At 60.3% G+C, this 17,600-nt stretch carries 33 protein-coding genes; 17 read left to right on the forward strand and 16 right to left on the reverse strand.

Annotation, left to right across the window (positions count from 1 at the left end):
• Nucleotides 1-230: 230 nt before the first annotated feature.
• On the forward strand, nucleotides 231-464 hold the full coding sequence (locus tag ACQZ5H_RS30115; RefSeq protein WP_449099929.1) for a hypothetical protein: 234 nt from the start codon (nucleotides 231-233) through the stop codon (nucleotides 462-464).
• 376 nt (nucleotides 465-840) lie between these two features.
• Here ACQZ5H_RS30115 and ACQZ5H_RS30120 read toward each other — a convergent pair whose 3' ends face one another.
• Together ACQZ5H_RS30120 and ACQZ5H_RS30125 are read right to left on the reverse strand one after the other, a co-directional pair.
• Complete coding sequence (locus ACQZ5H_RS30120) at nucleotides 841-1,335, reverse strand: DUF3597 domain-containing protein (RefSeq protein ID WP_449099930.1); 495 nt, start codon at nucleotides 1,333-1,335, stop codon at nucleotides 841-843.
• Nucleotides 1,336-1,369: 34 nt separating this feature from the next.
• The gene (locus ACQZ5H_RS30125; RefSeq protein WP_449099931.1) at nucleotides 1,370-2,137 is read right to left on the reverse strand and encodes a PhnA-like protein; all 768 of its coding nucleotides are present in this window, start codon (nucleotides 2,135-2,137) and stop codon (nucleotides 1,370-1,372) included.
• A 553-nt stretch (nucleotides 2,138-2,690) separates the two neighbouring features.
• On the opposite strand from ACQZ5H_RS30125, the gene ACQZ5H_RS30130 reads away from it, so the two are divergent.
• Complete coding sequence (locus ACQZ5H_RS30130; RefSeq protein WP_449099932.1) at nucleotides 2,691-3,146, forward strand: LysR family transcriptional regulator; 456 nt, start codon at nucleotides 2,691-2,693, stop codon at nucleotides 3,144-3,146.
• A 105-nt stretch (nucleotides 3,147-3,251) separates the two neighbouring features.
• Here the strand turns inward: ACQZ5H_RS30130 and ACQZ5H_RS30135 are convergent, their stop codons facing one another.
• Nucleotides 3,252-3,644, reverse strand: coding sequence for a DUF1236 domain-containing protein (locus ACQZ5H_RS30135; RefSeq protein ID WP_449099958.1), 393 nt, complete (start codon nucleotides 3,642-3,644; stop codon nucleotides 3,252-3,254).
• Between the two features lie 187 nt (nucleotides 3,645-3,831).
• Here ACQZ5H_RS30135 and ACQZ5H_RS30140 point away from each other — a divergent pair, with 187 nt between their 5' ends.
• Nucleotides 3,832-4,017, forward strand: a complete 186-nt coding sequence (locus ACQZ5H_RS30140) for a hypothetical protein (RefSeq protein ID WP_449099933.1) — start codon at nucleotides 3,832-3,834, stop codon at nucleotides 4,015-4,017.
• A 185-nt stretch (nucleotides 4,018-4,202) separates the two neighbouring features.
• On the opposite strand, the gene ACQZ5H_RS30145 is transcribed toward ACQZ5H_RS30140, so the two are convergent.
• Nucleotides 4,203-4,436 (reverse strand): DUF2934 domain-containing protein, encoded by a 234-nt coding sequence (locus ACQZ5H_RS30145; protein ID WP_449099934.1) that lies wholly within the window; start codon nucleotides 4,434-4,436, stop codon nucleotides 4,203-4,205.
• A gap of 157 nt (nucleotides 4,437-4,593) precedes the next feature.
• On the reverse strand, nucleotides 4,594-5,337 hold the full coding sequence (locus tag ACQZ5H_RS30150; RefSeq protein WP_449099935.1) for a Crp/Fnr family transcriptional regulator: 744 nt from the start codon (nucleotides 5,335-5,337) through the stop codon (nucleotides 4,594-4,596).
• Between the two features lie 199 nt (nucleotides 5,338-5,536).
• Between ACQZ5H_RS30150 and ACQZ5H_RS30155 the strand changes: the two genes are divergently transcribed.
• The gene (locus ACQZ5H_RS30155; protein WP_449099936.1) at nucleotides 5,537-5,830 is read left to right on the forward strand and encodes a DUF982 domain-containing protein; all 294 of its coding nucleotides are present in this window, start codon (nucleotides 5,537-5,539) and stop codon (nucleotides 5,828-5,830) included.
• A 135-nt stretch (nucleotides 5,831-5,965) separates the two neighbouring features.
• A complete protein-coding gene (gene ligD / locus ACQZ5H_RS30160; RefSeq protein WP_449099937.1) occupies nucleotides 5,966-7,003 on the forward strand; it encodes a non-homologous end-joining DNA ligase in 1,038 nt (345 codons plus the stop codon).
• Here the strand turns inward: ligD and ACQZ5H_RS30165 are convergent.
• Nucleotides 6,985-7,239: a hypothetical protein gene (locus ACQZ5H_RS30165; protein WP_449099938.1), complete on the reverse strand. Its 255-nt coding sequence runs from the start codon at nucleotides 7,237-7,239 to the stop codon at nucleotides 6,985-6,987. The two genes, ligD and ACQZ5H_RS30165, sit on opposite strands and share 19 nt — an antisense overlap.
• A 122-nt stretch (nucleotides 7,240-7,361) precedes the next feature.
• Here ACQZ5H_RS30165 and ACQZ5H_RS30170 point away from each other — a divergent pair, with 122 nt between their 5' ends.
• Nucleotides 7,362-7,532: a hypothetical protein gene (locus tag ACQZ5H_RS30170; RefSeq protein WP_449099939.1), complete on the forward strand. Its 171-nt coding sequence runs from the start codon at nucleotides 7,362-7,364 to the stop codon at nucleotides 7,530-7,532.
• Between the two features lie 61 nt (nucleotides 7,533-7,593).
• Nucleotides 7,594-7,770 carry a DUF3606 domain-containing protein gene (locus ACQZ5H_RS30175; RefSeq protein WP_130278529.1) on the forward strand — a complete coding sequence of 59 codons (177 nt, stop codon included), beginning with the start codon at nucleotides 7,594-7,596 and terminating at the stop codon, nucleotides 7,768-7,770.
• Nucleotides 7,771-7,784: 14 nt separating this feature from the next.
• On the opposite strand, the gene ACQZ5H_RS30180 is transcribed toward ACQZ5H_RS30175, so the two are convergent.
• Nucleotides 7,785-8,081 (reverse strand): hypothetical protein, encoded by a 297-nt coding sequence (locus ACQZ5H_RS30180; RefSeq protein WP_449099940.1) that lies wholly within the window; start codon nucleotides 8,079-8,081, stop codon nucleotides 7,785-7,787.
• Nucleotides 8,082-8,097: 16 nt separating this feature from the next.
• Nucleotides 8,098-8,310, reverse strand: coding sequence for a hypothetical protein (locus tag ACQZ5H_RS30185; protein ID WP_148195024.1), 213 nt, complete (start codon nucleotides 8,308-8,310; stop codon nucleotides 8,098-8,100).
• Between the two features lie 172 nt (nucleotides 8,311-8,482).
• Here ACQZ5H_RS30185 and ACQZ5H_RS30190 point away from each other — a divergent pair, with 172 nt between their 5' ends.
• The 5 genes from ACQZ5H_RS30190 (at nucleotide 8,483) to ACQZ5H_RS30210 (ending at nucleotide 10,499) form a co-directional block, all read left to right on the forward strand.
• Entirely contained in the window at nucleotides 8,483-8,692 is a 210-nt protein-coding gene (locus tag ACQZ5H_RS30190; RefSeq protein WP_449099941.1) for a hypothetical protein, read from the forward strand.
• Nucleotides 8,689-9,489: an exodeoxyribonuclease III gene (gene xth / locus ACQZ5H_RS30195; RefSeq protein WP_449099942.1), complete on the forward strand. Its 801-nt coding sequence runs from the start codon at nucleotides 8,689-8,691 to the stop codon at nucleotides 9,487-9,489. Before ACQZ5H_RS30190 ends, xth begins: the two co-directional genes overlap by 4 nt.
• A complete protein-coding gene (locus ACQZ5H_RS30200) occupies nucleotides 9,486-9,704 on the forward strand; it encodes a hypothetical protein (RefSeq protein WP_449099943.1) in 219 nt (72 codons plus the stop codon). The genes xth and ACQZ5H_RS30200 overlap by 4 nt, the downstream gene beginning before the upstream one ends.
• 99 nt (nucleotides 9,705-9,803) lie before the next feature.
• Nucleotides 9,804-9,986 (forward strand): hypothetical protein, encoded by a 183-nt coding sequence (locus ACQZ5H_RS30205; RefSeq protein WP_449099944.1) that lies wholly within the window; start codon nucleotides 9,804-9,806, stop codon nucleotides 9,984-9,986.
• Nucleotides 9,987-10,205: 219 nt separating this feature from the next.
• A complete protein-coding gene (locus ACQZ5H_RS30210; protein ID WP_449099945.1) occupies nucleotides 10,206-10,499 on the forward strand; it encodes a response regulator in 294 nt (97 codons plus the stop codon).
• On the opposite strand, the gene ACQZ5H_RS30215 is transcribed toward ACQZ5H_RS30210, so the two are convergent.
• From ACQZ5H_RS30215 to ACQZ5H_RS30250, 8 genes are all read right to left on the reverse strand, one after another.
• Nucleotides 10,496-10,738 carry a hypothetical protein gene (locus ACQZ5H_RS30215; RefSeq protein ID WP_449099946.1) on the reverse strand — a complete coding sequence of 81 codons (243 nt, stop codon included), beginning with the start codon at nucleotides 10,736-10,738 and terminating at the stop codon, nucleotides 10,496-10,498. The genes ACQZ5H_RS30210 and ACQZ5H_RS30215 overlap by 4 nt on opposite strands.
• A gap of 5 nt (nucleotides 10,739-10,743) precedes the next feature.
• Nucleotides 10,744-10,956, reverse strand: coding sequence for a hypothetical protein (locus ACQZ5H_RS30220; RefSeq protein ID WP_449099947.1), 213 nt, complete (start codon nucleotides 10,954-10,956; stop codon nucleotides 10,744-10,746).
• A 9-nt stretch (nucleotides 10,957-10,965) separates the two neighbouring features.
• Nucleotides 10,966-11,136, reverse strand: a complete 171-nt coding sequence (locus tag ACQZ5H_RS30225) for a hypothetical protein (protein ID WP_449099948.1) — start codon at nucleotides 11,134-11,136, stop codon at nucleotides 10,966-10,968.
• 4 nt (nucleotides 11,137-11,140) lie between these two features.
• Nucleotides 11,141-11,371 (reverse strand): hypothetical protein, encoded by a 231-nt coding sequence (locus ACQZ5H_RS30230; protein ID WP_449099949.1) that lies wholly within the window; start codon nucleotides 11,369-11,371, stop codon nucleotides 11,141-11,143.
• Nucleotides 11,372-11,480: 109 nt separating this feature from the next.
• On the reverse strand, nucleotides 11,481-12,065 hold the full coding sequence (hxsA, locus tag ACQZ5H_RS30235; protein ID WP_449099950.1) for a His-Xaa-Ser repeat protein HxsA: 585 nt from the start codon (nucleotides 12,063-12,065) through the stop codon (nucleotides 11,481-11,483).
• Complete coding sequence (gene hxsC, locus ACQZ5H_RS30240) at nucleotides 12,062-13,147, reverse strand: His-Xaa-Ser system radical SAM maturase HxsC (RefSeq protein ID WP_449099951.1); 1,086 nt, start codon at nucleotides 13,145-13,147, stop codon at nucleotides 12,062-12,064. Before hxsC ends, hxsA begins: the two co-directional genes overlap by 4 nt.
• Complete coding sequence (gene hxsB / locus ACQZ5H_RS30245) at nucleotides 13,144-14,550, reverse strand: His-Xaa-Ser system radical SAM maturase HxsB (RefSeq protein WP_449099959.1); 1,407 nt, start codon at nucleotides 14,548-14,550, stop codon at nucleotides 13,144-13,146. The genes hxsC and hxsB overlap by 4 nt, the downstream gene beginning before the upstream one ends.
• Complete coding sequence (locus ACQZ5H_RS30250; RefSeq protein ID WP_449099952.1) at nucleotides 14,550-14,774, reverse strand: hypothetical protein; 225 nt, start codon at nucleotides 14,772-14,774, stop codon at nucleotides 14,550-14,552. Before ACQZ5H_RS30250 ends, hxsB begins: the two co-directional genes overlap by 1 nt.
• Here ACQZ5H_RS30250 and ACQZ5H_RS30255 point away from each other — a divergent pair.
• From ACQZ5H_RS30255 to ACQZ5H_RS30275, 5 genes are all read left to right on the forward strand, one after another.
• Nucleotides 14,773-15,525 carry a peptidoglycan-binding domain-containing protein gene (locus ACQZ5H_RS30255; protein ID WP_449099953.1) on the forward strand — a complete coding sequence of 251 codons (753 nt, stop codon included), beginning with the start codon at nucleotides 14,773-14,775 and terminating at the stop codon, nucleotides 15,523-15,525. The two genes, ACQZ5H_RS30250 and ACQZ5H_RS30255, sit on opposite strands and share 2 nt — an antisense overlap.
• 327 nt (nucleotides 15,526-15,852) lie before the next feature.
• Entirely contained in the window at nucleotides 15,853-16,158 is a 306-nt protein-coding gene (locus ACQZ5H_RS30260; RefSeq protein WP_449099954.1) for a hypothetical protein, read from the forward strand.
• A 5-nt stretch (nucleotides 16,159-16,163) separates the two neighbouring features.
• The gene (locus ACQZ5H_RS30265) at nucleotides 16,164-16,457 is read left to right on the forward strand and encodes a hypothetical protein (protein WP_449099955.1); all 294 of its coding nucleotides are present in this window, start codon (nucleotides 16,164-16,166) and stop codon (nucleotides 16,455-16,457) included.
• Nucleotides 16,457-16,780, forward strand: a complete 324-nt coding sequence (locus tag ACQZ5H_RS30270; protein WP_449099956.1) for a hypothetical protein — start codon at nucleotides 16,457-16,459, stop codon at nucleotides 16,778-16,780. The genes ACQZ5H_RS30265 and ACQZ5H_RS30270 overlap by 1 nt, the downstream gene beginning before the upstream one ends.
• 144 nt (nucleotides 16,781-16,924) lie before the next feature.
• Nucleotides 16,925-17,524: a hypothetical protein gene (locus ACQZ5H_RS30275; protein WP_449099957.1), complete on the forward strand. Its 600-nt coding sequence runs from the start codon at nucleotides 16,925-16,927 to the stop codon at nucleotides 17,522-17,524.
• The last annotated feature ends 76 nt before the right edge of the window (nucleotides 17,525-17,600 follow it).

Below are 17,600 nucleotides of genomic sequence, written 5' to 3' on the forward strand. Positions count from 1 at the left end.
GTGGCACGCAAAGCTCTCGACGAAGAGCTCAGACAATGCGGCTAGAAGAGCAAACGTTCGAGACTGGCCGCCCGCCTTGAAGCTGAGCGGCAGGCGCGCATGCGCTAGTTCGACAACTGCAACCGACCGAAATCATATCGTTCGCACAAGAGAGCCAGAAGAACGTAGTCACTATCCAGGACTTGATGTCCCACCCCAGAGGGCTACTTGAAGGGGCTGGAGGAAACCTCATGCCTACTCATGACAAAGACTTTCGAATGCTGTCCGAGGCAGTGCAGGCGTGGTACCGCTATTACGAGGTCGATCCCGATGATCGCGCTTCCCACACGCTTTGCACGGCGGCGATTGATTTTTTCAACGAGGGATATCGTTCTCTCGATGATCTTTCGACCATGCTGATCGGCACTTACGTCGGACGGTGGTCAACGCGCGTCAACGCGCCGACGTCAGCAGCCTTGCACTAGCTGAATCCCTGGAGCTATTGTCCAAGTTGGCGGTATCGTCATCCGGTGCGCATCTTCGAAATGCTTCTTCAAATTCGCCACCGCCATCACAGACAAGCTCGTCGGGATCGAGAAGCCTGAAGGAGACGGCGTTGACGGTGAGGTGGGAGCCCGTCAGGCCGTGGTTCTTCACTTCTGTGCCTCGCTTCGAGTTCGTGAGCCTCCCCCCGCTCTAGGGCGATGATGAAGAGCGCCGAGGTCGTGACGAGCACATTGGGTCGGTCCCATTCGCGCGGAAGCCTAGTGCGGTGCTAAGCGAACACGAGAGAGCACCCGCCACGAAAACGCCGGCCAGGATGAACTTAGGCCGGCCAACGCGACAGCAATCTCAAATAGCCTAGTCGAGCAGATCGCCTGGCACCTTGCCGCCGTTCTCGGAAAGCTTCTTCATCAGCGCCTTGTGAAGGAAGATGTTCATCTTGGCGCTGTCGTGAGCGTCCCCGGAATAGCCGAGCTCCTGCGCCAGTTCCTTTCGCTCTTCGAGGCTGGCATCCATTCCAAGCGCCTTCATCAAGTCGACGATCGAGTGCCGCCAGTCAAGCTTCTGGCCCGACTTCTGGGCTGCGGCGTTCAAGATAGGTTCGATGTCGACAGAGGGTTTCGGCGTCGTGTCCCTGCCTGGTCGGGCCGGCTCCTGCGCAGGCGACGCCATCTGCTCGGCGGTCGGGGATGTGCTTGCCTCGGTGGAGACGCCGGCCGACGGTGTTGTCGGAGACTGCGGCAACTGCGAGGTCGGTGCCGAAGCCGCGGTCCCGGCGGTCGATGCCTCCGGTACGGGCGCAGCATGGGCATCGCCGAAGATGGCGTGCTTGATACGGTCGAAGATGCTCATCGATGTTCTCCTTTTTCGTTGCGTGTCGGGGCCGTCACTGGGACGGCCTCACGTTGATTTCGAATTTACCGTGCGACAAAGACTTCTTCATATCGAACCACGTGCGTGGTCTGACGGCGCCGCCGACCCACGCGGCGATAGCGCCTACGGCGAGGGCGATGAATGCCAGGATCGCACCGGCCGAGAAGGCGGTCGCTGCGGCCTGGGCCGCCTCGGTGGCCTGCTGCTTCGCCTGTGCGACGGCGTCCGTATACTGCTTTTCGTACTGGGCGACCTGCTGCTTCGCCTGATCGACAGGAATGTTCTGCGCCTTGGGAATGGCGTCTGCGGCTCGGTTTCGAGCCTCCCCGGCCTTCGACTGGTCGCCCGTGATCGCCGCCCTTACCGATGCCACGGCCGCGTCGCGAAGAGCGGCAGGGTCGTTGCCGCCAGAAGCGTCACGGATGTTCTGCTCGATGCCGGCCATTGGATCGGTGGCGGTCGCAAGAGCCGGGGCCGCAGTCGTGGCTGCCGTCGCGGCTGTCGATCCAGCGCTAGAGACTATACCGCCTAGACCGGAAAAGACGCCGCCGACGAGCGCGCCTACAGAAGTCGTCAGCAGGTAGACGACGACAAGCGTGGTGACCGCCCACGAGCTCACCCCGTGGAGGGCGCCGGTCGAGCGCACCGGTCGACCCGAAAGACGGCTCGCGATGTAGCCGCCGATGAAGGAGGCAATGAGACCGCTAACGACGAACCAGACGGCCGTGCTGACGGAGAGAGTGGCGGCGCTTGGGTTGTCGCTCGTGCCAGGATCGATCACCGCGGCGCCGATGCCAGCACCCAGCAGGTTGAGTAGCAGTTGGACAACGAGCGCGACGGCAACGCCTGCAAAGACCGCGCCCCATGAACCTTGTTCAGCGCGGCATTAAGGTAAGGATTGTCGTCGCGAGAGTGTATGTGCGCGACTGTGGAAACCGGTTCGGTCATTGCTTTCATCCTCCATTCACGGGTTCGTGAGTGGCTCAGGAACACTCAGCTCAAGTGTTTGTTCCAATCACTGATCAGGGTCCAGGAGCCCAACTCCAATACCACCGCGGCTCGAACGACTGCAGTTTCCTTACATTAGGCGGCCGCCATCAATGAGTCGTGGTATTGAGGAAGGGGCGTCGCAGTTCCTTTCAGACGAGACCCATGCCGGCGCCGATTAGCTTGACTGCGCTCGCCGAGTGGCGGGCATCCGCGCCTTACAAGAGCGCCTTAACTTGTGGCGGCAAAGCTTCGCGGCTCGGCGCTCGAAATCCGGCTGCCCCAAGACTGTTACTGCGTGGCAGCTTGCGCTGAATGATGTTACAGCGACATTGCATATATTCCGAGTGGAGGTAGTCATTCAGCTCCGTCATCTCACCACTTTCGCCGCCGTCGCCGAAACCCTGAATTTCACCCGCGCCGCAGAGCGAGTTCATCTTTCGCAATCAAGCGTGACCGAGCAGATCCAGGCACTGGAAACCGACCTCGGCACCAAGCTGTTCGACGGGTCCCGTCGGAAACTGACGCTAACCCCGGCGGGACTGCGATTGATCGACGATGCCGCCGAACTGCTCAAGCTAGCGAAGGAGACACATTCGGTGGTCGCGGAGGCCGGCGAAGTGGTATCCGGAAGGCTTGTGATCGGTGCGCTTGAAACCTTGTGCGTTAGCCGTTTGCCGAAGTTGCTGGCGGAGTTCCACCGCCGTTTCCCAATGGTGGAACTCGACTTGAAGACTGCCGACAGCGGCGCCTTGCGCAGCGGGGTGAAGAGCGGCGTCATGGATGTGGCCTTCGTGTTTTGAGAGGTAGCGGCCGCATCAGACGTCCGCGTCGAGGTCGTCGGGGAGGACGACATGCTTATCAAACGGAATTGAAAGGGGGCCGCCGCGGGCAGCCCCTTGGCCGCGTTACTGGATGACCTGCACGACCTTGCGCGTCTGCGGCTCCACGATCACGCGCTGCTGGCCCATAACGACATAGCCGTAGCGCGGATTTTCCGGGACGGGCGTCACGACCACGTCCGCGGGCAAGGCCGCCCCTACCGCGACCGGCTGCTGGACAACGACGGTCTGCTGCGGGATCGGTGCCTGCTGGACATAGGTCACAACCTCACGCGGCGGCGGATCAATTACCGCGCCGGTGATTGCACCAGCAACGCCGCCTACGGCCGCGCCTACTGGGCCACCAACAATCGCACCCGTTGCGGCGCCGCCGACCAGACCAGTGACCGCGCCGTCGGCGTATGCAGAAGCCGCGAACGAACAGGCGATAGCGGCGGTTGCAATCATGATCTTCTTCATGTCTTTCTCCTCGATTTCGATGCACAGGAGAAAGCGCCGGTGCGATTTTTGTTCCACTCCGGTCAGCACGACCGCAATAACCCTCAGTTTCCGCTTATCCGCTTCTGTCGCATCGACGAACGCCTCCCACGCGTGCACGGGCTGTCCGCTATGGCCGAAATCGAAAGCGAAGATGCTGATGGATAGAATGCCCTGCATCGTGATCACGCCGACCGCGCTGGGGCTTCTCGATCTGCTCTTCAATCTCCTTTTTGACCTTGGCGCGGGCGTCGGCCTCGAACTTGGCGCGGATGCGTTCCGCTTCGTCTTCAATAACCTCGATGGGTTCACTGGAATCATCGGGCAGGCCGGGACCGCTCTGGCTAAATCGTGACTTCCTTGGCGCGGTCGTTGGGGCCGTTTGTGATCTTGGACACGGCGCCCTCCTATTCGGATGTTGCAGGCCGAGGGATGCGTTCGATGTCGTCCTCAATGTCGTCGGCATCTCGAGAAGCGGTCGCGCCGCCTTTACCGCCAAACGATGGGTGAGGGGAGATCTCGTCGTCGGCCTGAAGTTCGTCAGTGTTTTGATAGCCTTTTCGCTCTTCCATCATCATCACTGGCCTCGTCGTCCACCACGAGCACCCGCCGGACCTCGTCGGTGGGTGCGGTTGAGGCGAGGGCATGCTGCTTGTCGCGCCAGTCGTTTACGACTTGCGACCAGTGGTCCCTGTCGCGTCCGTTGGGGCAGCCTTCGCTCTGCCATATGGCGTGCGCGCGTCTGCTGATCCAGTTGTAGTCGTCGTCGTGCATCGTCTTCTCCGCTCCGCACCGAACGCCACGCCAGGGGCAGAGTTCCAAGGAACCGTCACGCGGTCGAAATGGAAGCGGCTGTCTCGTATCGGCATTGTGCGGTCGCTCGCCCTGCGACGACCCGATCCAGTGGCTGGCGCCTGATGGGCTAGCGTGATCATCCTGTCGCGAGACGGGGTTCTGGGGTACCCGACACGAAGACCCGCTCGTACTCCTGTTCCGGCCGGCCATAGGACTTGCCTGCGTAGGCCTCCAGTCCGGGTCGGTCTCTGATCGTGATGGCACCGCGCTCCGACTTGATTAGAAGAAGCCCCTCAAGCACGTGGAGGCTGGTCGTCACGCCCGGACGGCGGACGCCCAGCATCACTGCGATGTAGTCGTGCGTGATCCGGATGACGTCGCCGTCGATCCGATCGTGGCTCATCAGGATCCAGCGGGCGAGCCGCCGGTCGACGTGATCTGTCGCATTCGAAAGCGCGGTGTAGGCGACCTGTGCCGCAAAGACGTGGGTGAACTTGGCCAGGACCGCTGCAAACGTCGGCCTGGCGTTTACAGCCTTCGAGAAGGAATCAATAGGAACGCGATGTCCTCCCCCATGTGCCTGCATGACGATCTCGTAGATGCTACGGTCGTCGCCGACGGCCGCGGCAAGAGGCGTGAATCCTTCGCGTCCGAACATGCCGGCTTCGGCCCGCTTACCGTTTTCGCCGACGACCATGACCGAACCGAAGCCCGACGATGGGAAGTAGACGTAGTCGATCAGTGCCTCGGCGCGGGCCATGACGAAGCCCTGGGGCATCTCGATCTCTTCGAGGGACGAGCCGACCGATGCGAAATCTTCGTTCGAAAGCATGTTGAGAATACGATTGCTGCTTAAATCTGCGGCGCCGCTGCCATCCATGGCCGGAACCTCCTCCTGGGGCGAGAGTGCCCAAGGCTCCCGGCGCTCGCGCCCTTGATAGTGGCGAGCGATGAAGCAACCTAGCACGTCGTACAGGTTGTGTCCGATTTATCTCACCCGGTGCCTTTCGCAGAAATCGACTCGACGCCGACGAATCAGCTCCCATGTGATTCGTTGTGACATCGAGAGGTATTGCGTGATGACCACTTCTGATCTGAAAGTCCCTGTCCGTCCGCTTCATGTAGAAATCGACGGAGCCGGCAGGTACCGGCAGGCGTTCTGCGTCGACGACGTGGCCGCAATGCTTATGGGGGGATGGCCACAGTCGGCGAAGACCAATCCCGCCTTCCATCGAGCACTGGCGACTTCGCTCGACGCGATGGAGCTCTACGTCGACGCGGAAACGGCTCGCGAGGCATTTGTGCATGCTGCGCACACGGCTGGAATGCACGTGCTTCCCGACGACATGGCGGAGATGCGCAAGGCAGGGTGATGACAAAAGAAGGGCCCCGCCGGAGCGGGGCAGTTGGAGAGTGGTGCGTCCGGGAACGGGCGACACTCCTTCATCGTAGCATCCCCGCCGCCACAGGCAATTCATCCATAAGCCTTTTCTGATAAAGTTCGAGAAATGAACAAGCGTTCCCAGCCTCTTCTCGCCGACGACCATCCCCTCAGGGGCCGGGCGCGCAAGCGTCGCGACCCCGCCCAGCCGAATCTGCTTCTGGATCCGATGCCGTTGCGCGTCGAACCGGCCTTGGCACTCTTGAAGCCCAGGCCTCCCACCGACTCTCGCTATATCGCCGAGATCAAGTTCGACGGCTATCGAGGCGCGATCCACATCGAACCAGGCGGCGTCCGCTTCCTCACCAGAGGAGGCCACGATTGGACAGCGCGCTTTCCGGCCGTTGCCGACGCCGCGGGCGAGCTGGGCGTCGCGAGCGCGATCTTGGACGGCGAGGCTGTCGTGCTTGATGAGCAGGGACGATCGGACTTCGGTGCATTGCAGAGGTCGTTGGGCGGCAGGGGAGGCAAGCTGGCCTCGGGCAGTTCCGTCTTCTACGCCTTCGACCTGCTTTACCTCGATGGGCACGACCTCCAGACGATGGAGCTGTCGAGCCGCCGGCATTTGCTGGAAGAGCTGCTCGACGGCCGGGAAGGGGCGATCCGGTTCTCCGAGCAGATCGAAGGCGACGCCGTCTCGATCTTCAACGCGGCCTGCGAACACGGGCTTGAAGGCGTCATCTTCAAGGACCCGGACAGCCCGTACCGTTCCGGCCGTACGGGCGACTGGGTCAAGGTGAAGTGCATCCAGTCAGAGAGCTTCTTCATCGTTGGCTACGAGAAGTCGGCTGTTGCCCGCGGCGGCGTCGGAAGCCTTCTGCTGGCCGCGCGCAAGGGCGACGTCCTTCAGTACGTCGGTTCCGTCGGTACGGGATTCAAATACAAGGACGCCGTGGAACTGCGCGATATGCTTGACAAGCTGGTCATGAAGAAGCCGCCGATCACTTACCACGGACGTCGAAAGAATGTCGTCTGGGCGCAGCCCACCCTTATAGCCGAGGTCGAATACCGCGCCTGGACCGACGACGGCAAGCTCAGGCACGCGTCCTACAAGGGACTGCGAGACGTGCAGGACAACGCGGCCGTCTATGAGATCGAGGAATGATCATCGACCGCGTCTTGCAGTCGTCTGACGCGCAGCGACCAACCGCACGGCGACACATGTTCCGCCCTGCCGCGGTCGTCTTCGTCAATCTGGAGGGTCGCCACGATCCAGTCGGCCGGCATCACCCCCGGAAGGTCTTCACGCAACAAGGCGACGGCCAGCTCGTCGAGAGTGTCGAGACCGCTTCTGGCCTCTCGGCCGGCTTGCTCGAGCGTCCATAGATATCGGGTCTTCATCTGGTCTGTTCCGTCGCACATCCAGCCCACTTACCCCCAATCGCTGCGCGAGAGAAGGGCCTTCTTGTTTCGGTCGAAAGCCCCACCATCTCAGAAGAGTCCTCGAACCTGGAGCACTCGAGATGGAACACGACGCCCTCGAACTGACAGTCGCCCCCGAGATCGAAATCTTGCCGCCGGAGCACGACGAAGTCGATCGCGACGGCGCATTTACCTGTCTTTGTTGCGGGAGACCGCAATCCTTCCTGGACGACGACGGCTGCGGCATCTGCGAGGAGTGCCTCGCGCCCTAGGACATGGAACTTCTCGATTCGACGCCCGTTTTCTCGAGGTCGAAACTTTCAGGAGGCTATCATGGCAACCACATCGAGAGGCCGCGCCCAGGACCGAGCTAAAGTCGCCGGCGGTCAGGACCACGAAGTCAAATACGAGGCGAAGAAGGAAGGCGTTTCCAAAGACACGGTCAAGAAGGCCGTGAAGGCGGCCGGGAACTCGCGCAAGAAGGTCGAGGCTGAAATCGGCAATCGCTGACTGTCGGGAGCGCTTCAGAGCCGCTCTACCTGAGCGGCCCTGATCACGATCTCGTCTTGATCGAGGCGAGCTTCCAGTTCCCGTCTAAAGGCAGCCCACCACTGCCGATCCAGCTCGTCCGTCATTACCTCGACGACGACGATCCTGTCCCGGTCTACGTCGCCATCGTTCTCCCACAGGCCTTCCGCAGGCGCATTCAGGTGCATCGTGACGCCGCCGAATTCTTCCGTAAGTTCGTTCCGGGCTCGTTCAAGAACCGTACGGCCGTCGTCGCCGGTTACCGGAAGAAGGATTTCGACCAGGTAGCTCATGCGGGGCGTCCCTCGGTCAGGCCGTGCCGTGCTTTGGGCGTTCGAGCTTCTTCTCGAGGTCTTTCTTCTCACCCTCTCGGTCGTCCGCGACAAGTTTCGCGCGGACGCGAGCGATCTCTTCGTCGGAGGCGTCGATCGGAGCGCTGGAATCGTCTGGTATGCCGCCGCCCGTCTGAGCGATGGTTTCGTCCTTGGGGCGGTCGTTGGGCCCGTCCGTGATCTTTGTCATGGCACGATCTCCTTCTCGATCACAACCACCGTCTGCGCCCTGAGTTCCGCACTCCGTCGCCGGACGGTAGATCGTTGCCAATATCGTCCGTCGGCCCCGCCCCGGACGCCGCGCGGAACGATCGCTACATCTGCGGGTTAACGGCCACGACCACCACGGCACGGAGATTTTGATGATCGACCCTCCGACAAACGAGCCTGACACCCCTGAGCGAAAAGTAGAACTCGACCAGACGGTCGACTACGCCATCCAGCTCCTGGTCGAGGAAGCCCATCTCGTCGGATGGACGCGCGTCGAATTCCTGACCGCAGTGCTCGACGCGGCGAAAACCCGATTGTCCGCGATCGAGGAGGAACGCGATCTCGAAGAGGGGCAGGCTTGAAGATCGCTACCTACAACGTGAACGGAGTGAACGGCCGGCTCGAAATCCTTCTGCGCTGGCTTGGCGAGGCATCGCCTGACGTCGTCTGCCTCCAGGAGCTGAAGGCGCCGCAGGAGAAGTTCCCGCTCAAGGCGATCGAGGCCGCAGGCTACGGCGCGGTCTGGCAGGGCCAGAAGTCATGGAACGGCGTCGCGATCCTCGCCAAGGGGCAGCAACCACACCTGACTAGGAAGGGGCTGCCGGGCGAGCCGGAAGACGAGCACAGCCGCTATATCGAGGCGATCGTCGACGGGGTCGTCATCGGCGGCCTGTACCTGCCGAACGGCAATCCCTATCCGGGTCCGAAATTCGACTATAAGCTTCGGTGGTTTAAGCGACTGCAGGACTACGCGGCCGAGCTGCTCGAACTGGAGGTGCCTGTCATCCTCGCAGGCGACTACAACGTCATGCCGACAGAGCTGGACGTGTACAAGCCGGAGCGGTGGACGGACGACGCCCTGTTCCGCATCGAGGCGCGGGAGGCTTACAAGAAGCTGGTCGACCAGGGGTGGACGGACGCCCTTCGTCATCTGCATCCAAACGAGCGCATCTACACCTTCTGGGACTATTTCAGGAACGCCTACGCCCGCGACGCCGGACTACGGATCGATCATTTCCTGCTGAGTTCGGAGGCGGCCGAACGGCTGTCGAAAGCCGGGGTAGAAAAGCATGTCCGCGGCTGGGAGCACACCAGCGACCATGCCCCGGTTTGGATCGAACTCAGCGATAAGCCCGTCAAGAAGAGGAGGAAGTCATGACCGACGACTGGAGGGCGCGCCTGCGCGACAAACTGGAGGACTTCGTCGACACTTTCGTCGTCGCCGGAGCGAAGCAGGACGACGTCTTCGACGCCATCATCGAAGAGGTTGGAAACCTCAAAGTCGCGGTGGATCGAGACCCGGATCCGCCGGAAGACGACAGCTTCGCGGTCGAAGAGCCTGCAAACGACTGGCCGTCGGCCGATAAGAGCTAGCGGCTGCAGCAGCGCCGACAGTGTACTCATCCGTCCTATAGCGGACGGAGACCTTTCGCCTCGTCGTTCGTTTTCCTCCCGCAATATGGAGGAAGCATCATGACCGAGAACTCGGCGCGGCGTCGGAATTCCCTCACGACGCAGGAACGGATGGAAAACCGCGAACGAACCAACCAGATAGCTCGCGACGCCCTCGCGGAGGAACGTCGGCTCCGCGAAGCGAAGACCGAACACCTGCGCGCCGCCCGGCTTCAGGCCGAGCAGCAATCCCGCCAGCTTTAAGTCTGCAAAGGCATCGGACGAGGAGGGTCGATCATTCGCATTTTATTAAACATGTAGGCAAATACTCCGTTCCGAGGGGCAGTCTATATCTGGATACGCGAGTTCACCTTGCGACCACGGAGCGGAGACTGCCATGTACCAGCGTACGGTTCTCATTGTCGAAGATGAAATCCTGATCAGGATGATGCTCGCGGACACGCTTTTCGACGAAGCTACGACGTGATCGAGGCTGCGAATGTCCTTGAAGCCGTAGCCGCGCTGGGACAGCGGAAGATCGATGCCGTCGTCACAGACGTTGACATGCTTGGCGGCCTGAGTGGCCTCGATCTCGCAAGGATGATTTCAGCGACCCACATGAACGTGCCGGTCATCATTGCATCGGGCGGCCATCGCCTCCGGCCAGACCAACTCCCCGGCCATGCCGTGTTCGTTCCCAAGCCCTATGGGCTGGGTGTCGTTGCAACGATGGTGGGGAAGATGACTTCGGGCGAGGAGCGTCGGCTCGCGGGCTAGTCGAAGTCACCGATCTTGCCAGTCTGAAAGACGACAATCGGATCGCCTTCGTCGCCGACGGCCGGAAGTCCCTCACGTTTGACGACGAGGGTTCCCGCATGATGCTTGGCAAGTTCCTTCGCTTCCTCCACGGCGCCCGGCTCGTCCCCGTCGACGACCGTCTCCCAGACTTGAACGGGCTGCCCGTGGTCATCGAGATCGAAAGCGAATATACTGATCGTGGTAAACGCTCCTGGCATTGCAATCACGCCGATCCGCGCTGTGGCTTCTCGACCTGCTCGTCGATTTCCCTCTTCACCTTGGCTCGGGCGTCGTCCTCGAACTTGGCGCGGATACGATCCGCTTCCTCTTCGGTTGCCTCGATCGGCTGGCTGGAATCATCCGGTAGGCCGGGACCGCTTTGTGCGATGGTGGAGTCCTTCGGCCGGTCGTTCAGGCTGTCTGTGATCTTGGACATGTCGTCCTCCTATTTGGATGTCGCCGGCCGCGGGACACGCTGGGCGTCATCATCGCCTTCGTGGGCATTGGTTGTCGCCGGTTTCGTTGCATCGCCGCCCGCGCTGCGAGAAGGCCGTGGCGAAATCTCGTCATCTGCCTTCAGTTCGTCGGTATTCGTGTAACCTTCACGATCGGCCATCGCGCTACTCCCGGTTCGCCGTCTGCGGGGCCGGGATGTGATCCTTCGGATCGGCTCTGCCGGTCTCAGGATCGGCATCCGTGACGCCGTCGCCGGCCTCGCGGCTGTTACCCATGTTTACGGGCGGGGCACGCTGGTCGTCGACATTGGTTTCGGGAAGCTCGTCGTCCTGCGTGTCTTCGTTCAAGGATTTCGGGGGAAGCTTCGCGGAGCTCGGGATAGAGTTCGTAGGCATTTGGGTTCTCCTTCTAAGAAAAGGGAACTCGCAGGTCCGATAGCGGTTCCCGCGTGCGGTCGGGCACCGCCATGGAGGGGGGTGCTTGGTTCAGTGACGGGCTGGCCCATCAACGGGCTTCGATACGAAAGGCTGTGAGGACCTCCGTCGTAATCGTTCCGGTCACTTTAAGATTGTTATCCTTCTGCATCTGGGAAAGCGCGGCACGAGTATCTTCATCGACAACGCCAGTGAGAGAGCCTGCATAGTAACCGTAGGCGGTCAGGCCGGACTGAACCAGAATGACGATCTGCTTGAACTTCGCGGAATTTCCCGGAAGCACTTTCGCCGGCGCGACAACACTCGGAGCCGACGGGACGGGATTCTGCACAGCGGGCGAGGTATAGGTCGGTGCCGTGTACAGGGGTGCCGGTGGCGGAGCAGGCGCCGGATCATAAGAAGGAGCGGAATAGCTGGTGCGTGGAAGATATCCGCCGCCACTGCCGGAGCTGTGACTGCTGTGGGAGCTGTGAGAGCTGTGGCTCGAATGGGAGCGATGTCCCGTGAGCGAAAACACGTGGCGCAGCTTGAGCCTTTCAAAAACGGATTGCGGGTCTGGCTTCTTCGTCACTTCCGAAGCCGGCATGGCGTCGGCCTTCACGGGCAGGAAGCCCGCGGCCAAGAGCGATGGAATGAGAAAAACGCGTCGCTTCATATCGGCCCCAGCTTCTTGAATCCTTTGGAGTGATCGTACCATTCGAAAAACCCTCCGCAGCGCGGTTTGCTAGAGCACTGGGCACAGAAGGATTCGAACTTGTTCTTCCAGTCGGAAATGGCCGCCGACGCGCGTCCGCGATAGGCTTCCGGTACCGAACAGAGTGGAAAATTGTAGAGCTGGACCGACACGCCCTTCGCCGTCGCGATGTTGATCGCGCTTGCTATCATCCCGAAGTCGATCGACGTGTCCTTGAATATCCGGCTCCAGTTCATGCGTCCGAAGCCGATGCTCTCCAACTGCATGATCGCCCATCGTTCGGCGAAGGGAAGGGTGGTTCCGACGAACGAGGCGAGCTCCGGCATCGACGCGTAGTTCTGCTCGAGAACCACCGTCCTGAGCTCCACCGAGGACCCTGCACGGAAAAGGATGCTGAATGATTCGAGCAGCCTTTCGAAGGCGCCTTCCTTCTGCACGATCGCGTCGTGGAGGGAGGCGTCGCTGGAATAGAGCGGTATCCCCCACAGCACTTTGTCGACGCCGATGCGCTTCAACGCAAGGACGTCATCGTCGTCAAAGTGCTGGCCGTTCGTCAGGACGTGGAAGGTGAGATCAGGCCGCACCGCGGTCAACTCTTCGAGCATCTCGAACAGTTGACGCTTGTGAAGAAGGGGCTCGCCGCCTGAAATGCCGATATACGCGGAAGGCGGCGCCAGCGATGCCGCAATCTTCAGTTCGCTGAAGAGATCGACGTGGTGTTTCTTCGGCGGCTGCGAGCACATCAGGCAGAGCTGGTCGCACTGTTCTGTTACCAGAAGCGTATTGTGGCGGGAGTCGGCTCGGATGAGACGCCGGGCGCTCTCCTGGCCAGGAGCGATCAGGATGACGTCGTCGGCGAGGTTGACGTGCGCAGGTGCGTCGACCTCGAGAGCGAAGCCCTGGAAGTCGTATTCTCTGCGATCGCCGTCGACGCGCTTTAAAACGGCGTCGTGCGGCCCAAGAGCATCGCCCGTCTCGCGAAGGCGCACGACAAGAGGTTCGACCGCCGGAAAGGGCTGAACCGGGATGCGAAGCTGTATCATGAGTGCACCCGCAGAAGTTCAGGTTCGAGACTTTCGAGCCCTGCCCATAAGGCCACCGACTTTTTGACCTTTTCGTCATCGGAATAGATCAGCTCGAACACGAGGTCGAATATGCCAAGGTGCCTTTTGCAGAAATCCGTCTCATGACGCGGCATGTCAATTCGGCCGTACCTGGAAAGGTCGTCGATGAGATCGACCCCGCAGAAAGCCTGGTAGGGGCAGTGGACGCAGTCGGCGTCGAGGGTGTTCAAGGACTCGGCGTTTATCGCTTCAGCGACCGTGGCGTCGAATCCTTCGTGGACGTTGCCCATCCGTAGGTCGATCTGTCCGAGCCGGCCCATCATCCTGGCTTCGTCCGTCGGGTAGAAGGATCCGTCGTGATCGACGACCACGTAGCTCAATCCGACCGGATTTGGATTTCGGAGATCGACATGTCCGTCGTGCCCGCTCAACAGCACGCGACGAAGACAGTGGGAAAAGTAGAACTCTTCCATTGGTATCGAGGACGTCGCGTTATGCTCGACAAGGGCGAGAATGAAACGCCTGACGTAGTCGTTCCATTCTGCGCCGACGTCGCGGGTGCGGAACCGCTTGCGAGCAAATCCTTGATGGTTGACCGGTCTGAGGAACAAGGATTGAAGTCCGTGCGAGGCGTAGGTCGCGATGACGGCTTCCGGATCGGGCAGCGCGTCGGGATCGAAGGTCGGCAGCGCCGAAACGCGGCCTGGACAGAGGGAGAGCGCCTTGTCCAGGTTCGCGAGGAAGCGGCCGGTGAGGCCTTCCGTGCCTGTGCGATTTCGTTCGTGCAAGGCAACGGTCGGATCGAACGAGGTGCTAATGTAGGTGTCGGCGCTGGACAGGAATTCCCAGGCGCCTTCGCTCACGTCCTGCAGGTTCGTACATACGACGAACTCTGACGTCCTGAACCGCTGGCGGGCGAAGCCGCGAACTTCCTGAAGGACGTCGAGACGCAAAAGAGGTTCGCCCCCTTGGAATTCGATCTTGATCTTATCGGTAGGCAGGCCGTCCAGCCAGTGGATGACGGCCTGCAACGTGCGACGGTCCCAGTCGTGCCCCGGCGTACTTTGGTTTACGCGGCTGACCTGGCAGTACGAGCAGGCAAGATTGCACCGAAGGGTGGGAACGAGAATGACGTAGTCGAGCTCCGTCGGCATATGAAGGCGTCGCGCCCATCTGTAGCCGAATGACTGAAAGCGGAGATCTCCAGGACGGTTGAAAGCATGTCCGTTGCTTTCAAGAAACCGCTCGTCTTCGCCGGTCAGGCGTCCTTCGGCATATCGCTCCAGGAATTCCTGCGGCGCCTCGAAGAAGCCGCCGGCGTCGTCACAAAAGAGAAAGCGGCCGGAGGGGACGGGTCGGAACTTCAACGGCATGACGTCCATCACAGCAGGCTCTCAAGCATGCGGCGGCGAGTGCCTTCGGTTTCGCGATAGATCTTCTGTCGATAGAGGGTGTGCTGAAACGCGGCCAGCAGCTCGGCGCCATCGTCGTCCAGGGTCACTCCGTCGGCCTCGATCGTGACCTTCACGCCGGGATAGAGGTAGGAAAATCGAACGATAGCTTCTTCGAGATACGGCGCGAAGACCGGTTGGACTTTAATATTCATGATGTGTCTTCTGACGGGGCAAATCAGGTTCTGGCAACTATGCGGGCCACACTGCCACCAGGAAATTAACCGCCCAAGTTGTTTTGTGACTTTTTTTGAACATTTAGACCGAATTCGACAAGCCGAGGCTCGCCCCCTTGGAGATGACTATTGGCGGTTGAGCGCGCGCGTGTATGCTGGCCCGACTTTGACGACGAGCGGTGCAACCTTGCGCTACGACAGAACATGCATTTTCGCGGTGGCGACGGCTCTCGTCGGACTGTGCTTCGGCGTGCCTGCCCGAGCCGAGATCAAGCCGGTGCCGCAGGTTCAGCAAACTCTGTCGGGAGAAGGCTTCGACGCTGGCACGCCGGACGGCATCTGGGGACCGAAGTCGGTCGCCGCGTTGAAAGCATATCAGCGATCTAAGGGCCTGAATCCCAGCGGCGTGGTCGATCAAGCATCACTCCGCTCACTCTTCCCCGATGTCGTGTCGCCGACGCCCGACACGGCAACACCTGATACGGCGGCCACGCCTCCAGCCATTGTGCCGTCGGGAACTGCGAGCCCGTCACCCGACGTGGCGGCTGCACCTGTTCAGCCTGCGATGAACAGTTGGACTAACGATACGGGTCGGAGCGAACCGGAAAAGGATGGATCCAGCGTCGCAAAAGTCTTCGGCCTTATCATTGCGGTGGTCGCGATCATGGCCTTCAAGGCTAGACCAAGAAGAAAGGTTGCCACCGGGCGCACGCGATCACGTCGACGTTGAAGCGCGAATCCTTCGGCTTTATTGTGGGATCGGGACATTCTTGAACGAAGGCGCCGGGAAATAGCCTGCCGGTCTTGAACGGAATCGCAGTCGATGTTTGACGTCGCGACTGCGCGGCCCAGATGCGACCGAAGCGCGCGGAGCGGGGTGTGAAAGTCCCAAAAAGGGCCGATGACTGCTATCGACTTTCAGTTGATTGTTACGCTAACAATCTAGCGTCTGCGATGCGGTGGCCGGAGGGGTTCTGCAACGCTGGGGTGACTTTTACAAACGGAACTTATGATGCGGACAAGAATACTTGTCGCCGCGACGGCGACGTATGTCCTTATGACACCTTGTGCCCAGGCCGAATGCGTCGGCGAGGGTTCCTACAGGGTATGCTCGGAGAGCTATCAGGACGCCGACGGCGATTTTCACGTTCGCTCGTCGGATACCGAGGGCAATTCGTACGGCGTCGATTCAACGACGCGCACTCTTCCGGGCGGGAGCACGGAAATCAGAAGCGACGACAGCGAGGGCAACTCCTATTCAGTCAAGAGCTGGTCGGATTCTACGGGCGTCCATTCGGTCGACAGCGAAGGCAACGAATGCACGATCACCAATAGCGGCGTCGTGATCGGCTGCGGGGAGTAGGCGGTATGCTCATTGTCATAACATGGCTGATCTGCGGAGTGGTGACCGGCATCATCGCATCTTCGAAAGGTCGTACCGGCGTCGGTTGGTTTCTGATCGGATGCATTTTGGGAATCTTTGGATTGATCCTGATCGCGTGCCTGCCTTCTCTTCAGGCGCCCGCTACCGTTCCGTTCAATCAGGTTGCAGATGCCCGACCCACCAAGACCTGCCCGGACTGCGGGGAGACGATCCTTATGGTCGCGAACGTATGCAAGCATTGCGGCCTGCGCTTCGACGGTTCGAAAGTGGGTGCTTGATGACCGTAGCCAAAATCCTTTGTGTAGTGTTCGGAGTTGCCATCCTCGCAGTCGGAGCGGCGTGGGCAGCAGGCGTCAGGATCGTGGTGGTCCAGCCGATCGGAGCGGTACCTGATGGTTTAACCGTCCTGGTGACTGGCCTTCCGGGCCTGAACCTGATCGACAGCCCCGATGCAATCTGCCAGCGCAAGCAGGGTGGAGTGAGCCTGTTTTGCAGGGGCGTCACCGCCGGCGCAATCGCGAAGAACGGGCATATCATCGCGAGGCTGCCATACAGCGGCTTCCTGTTTCGCCTGAGCGGCGCTCCTCAACTCGTGAACTGAGCGTTGGGGCGCAAGCACTGTCTGCCGCGATGGTCTTCGTGGACTTCACCCGCAATTTAAGGTGAATGCAATGGAAGTCCGCACTAGACATCGATTGCGAGTCACGCTCCATTGCTTCTCTACGTTCCAAAGAAATACAACACGATGCGCCTGAAAGTCCGTCCACAAACTGCCAATTTACTCAGAGGGCTCTTTTCAAATTCGAAAGAGGGCCCCTTTCGAGAGACTTTGAACAATCTTAGACGGTCGCTCCAACCGAATGAGACCAGGGCGGTCTATGAGTACATCGAGCAGAGCCCACTGTTCAAGAAAAAACCCTATCTCGACAACTACCCAAAGTACCCTGTCACATCCTCGAGCGTTATAAGGCTGGTAGATGTGCCGCTTGAGAGCGAGCTGGATGCGCAAGTTGCGCGAATTAATAAAGAGGCCTTGAAGCTTCTTGAATACATCGAAGCGCTGTCGGCTGCTAACCAGCTCGTGCAACAGGGAGACTATAACGGTGCGCTTGAAAGCTACGTGCGGATCATCGCCGCCCACGGGTATAGCAATTGGATCCTAAGAAAATTCGTTTTCCTGAATAATCGAACGAAATCCGCGGGCAACATCGCTTCGACCTTCGAAACCTATTTTTCGGCGACACACGGCGTCAGGCGCAACCCCATCACGATGGCGCTTTACGACATGATGGATGACACAATTCCATATTTGGCGATGCGACTGTTGATTTCCACTGAGAGCTGACCCGGCGTTTCCACCGAGAAGTGACCCGCCTTTAGGTATCGTTTGTATTGGTCGTAGTGGTCAAGTTCCTGCGTTT

This window comes from Rhizobium sp. 21-4511-3d, assembly GCF_053522545.1.

Excerpts from the sequence above, each read along its gene's own strand:
- ACQZ5H_RS30165 (WP_449099938.1), bottom strand. The coding sequence starts at position 7,239 with ATGAAGACCCGATATCTATGGACGCTCGAGCAAGCCGGCCGAGAGGCC.
- ACQZ5H_RS30220 (WP_449099947.1), bottom strand. The coding sequence starts at position 10,956 with ATGTCCAAGATCACAGACAGCCTGAACGACCGGCCGAAGGACTCCACC.
- ACQZ5H_RS30170 (WP_449099939.1), top strand. The coding sequence starts at position 7,362 with ATGGAACACGACGCCCTCGAACTGACAGTCGCCCCCGAGATCGAAATC.
- hxsC (WP_449099951.1), bottom strand. The coding sequence starts at position 13,147 with ATGATACAGCTTCGCATCCCGGTTCAGCCCTTTCCGGCGGTCGAACCT.
- ligD (WP_449099937.1), top strand. The coding sequence starts at position 5,966 with ATGAACAAGCGTTCCCAGCCTCTTCTCGCCGACGACCATCCCCTCAGG.
- ACQZ5H_RS30145 (WP_449099934.1), bottom strand. The coding sequence starts at position 4,436 with ATGCACGACGACGACTACAACTGGATCAGCAGACGCGCGCACGCCATA.
- ACQZ5H_RS30230 (WP_449099949.1), bottom strand. The coding sequence starts at position 11,371 with ATGCCTACGAACTCTATCCCGAGCTCCGCGAAGCTTCCCCCGAAATCC.
- ACQZ5H_RS30260 (WP_449099954.1), top strand. The coding sequence starts at position 15,853 with ATGACACCTTGTGCCCAGGCCGAATGCGTCGGCGAGGGTTCCTACAGG.
- ACQZ5H_RS30225 (WP_449099948.1), bottom strand. The coding sequence starts at position 11,136 with ATGGCCGATCGTGAAGGTTACACGAATACCGACGAACTGAAGGCAGAT.
- ACQZ5H_RS30265 (WP_449099955.1), top strand. The coding sequence starts at position 16,164 with ATGCTCATTGTCATAACATGGCTGATCTGCGGAGTGGTGACCGGCATC.
- ACQZ5H_RS30135 (WP_449099958.1), bottom strand. The coding sequence starts at position 3,644 with ATGAAGAAGATCATGATTGCAACCGCCGCTATCGCCTGTTCGTTCGCG.
- ACQZ5H_RS30180 (WP_449099940.1), bottom strand. The coding sequence starts at position 8,081 with ATGAGCTACCTGGTCGAAATCCTTCTTCCGGTAACCGGCGACGACGGC.
- hxsB (WP_449099959.1), bottom strand. The coding sequence starts at position 14,550 with ATGGACGTCATGCCGTTGAAGTTCCGACCCGTCCCCTCCGGCCGCTTT.
- ACQZ5H_RS30115 (WP_449099929.1), top strand. The coding sequence starts at position 231 with ATGCCTACTCATGACAAAGACTTTCGAATGCTGTCCGAGGCAGTGCAG.
- ACQZ5H_RS30200 (WP_449099943.1), top strand. The coding sequence starts at position 9,486 with ATGACCGACGACTGGAGGGCGCGCCTGCGCGACAAACTGGAGGACTTC.
- hxsA (WP_449099950.1), bottom strand. The coding sequence starts at position 12,065 with ATGAAGCGACGCGTTTTTCTCATTCCATCGCTCTTGGCCGCGGGCTTC.
- ACQZ5H_RS30120 (WP_449099930.1), bottom strand. The coding sequence starts at position 1,335 with ATGAGCATCTTCGACCGTATCAAGCACGCCATCTTCGGCGATGCCCAT.
- ACQZ5H_RS30250 (WP_449099952.1), bottom strand. The coding sequence starts at position 14,774 with ATGAATATTAAAGTCCAACCGGTCTTCGCGCCGTATCTCGAAGAAGCT.
- ACQZ5H_RS30155 (WP_449099936.1), top strand. The coding sequence starts at position 5,537 with ATGACCACTTCTGATCTGAAAGTCCCTGTCCGTCCGCTTCATGTAGAA.
- ACQZ5H_RS30205 (WP_449099944.1), top strand. The coding sequence starts at position 9,804 with ATGACCGAGAACTCGGCGCGGCGTCGGAATTCCCTCACGACGCAGGAA.
- ACQZ5H_RS30185 (WP_148195024.1), bottom strand. The coding sequence starts at position 8,310 with ATGACAAAGATCACGGACGGGCCCAACGACCGCCCCAAGGACGAAACC.
- ACQZ5H_RS30150 (WP_449099935.1), bottom strand. The coding sequence starts at position 5,337 with ATGGATGGCAGCGGCGCCGCAGATTTAAGCAGCAATCGTATTCTCAAC.
- ACQZ5H_RS30140 (WP_449099933.1), top strand. The coding sequence starts at position 3,832 with ATGCCCTGCATCGTGATCACGCCGACCGCGCTGGGGCTTCTCGATCTG.
- ACQZ5H_RS30190 (WP_449099941.1), top strand. The coding sequence starts at position 8,483 with ATGATCGACCCTCCGACAAACGAGCCTGACACCCCTGAGCGAAAAGTA.
- ACQZ5H_RS30270 (WP_449099956.1), top strand. The coding sequence starts at position 16,457 with ATGACCGTAGCCAAAATCCTTTGTGTAGTGTTCGGAGTTGCCATCCTC.
- ACQZ5H_RS30255 (WP_449099953.1), top strand. The coding sequence starts at position 14,773 with ATGATGTGTCTTCTGACGGGGCAAATCAGGTTCTGGCAACTATGCGGG.
- ACQZ5H_RS30175 (WP_130278529.1), top strand. The coding sequence starts at position 7,594 with ATGGCAACCACATCGAGAGGCCGCGCCCAGGACCGAGCTAAAGTCGCC.
- ACQZ5H_RS30215 (WP_449099946.1), bottom strand. The coding sequence starts at position 10,738 with ATGCCAGGAGCGTTTACCACGATCAGTATATTCGCTTTCGATCTCGAT.
- ACQZ5H_RS30275 (WP_449099957.1), top strand. The coding sequence starts at position 16,925 with ATGCGCCTGAAAGTCCGTCCACAAACTGCCAATTTACTCAGAGGGCTC.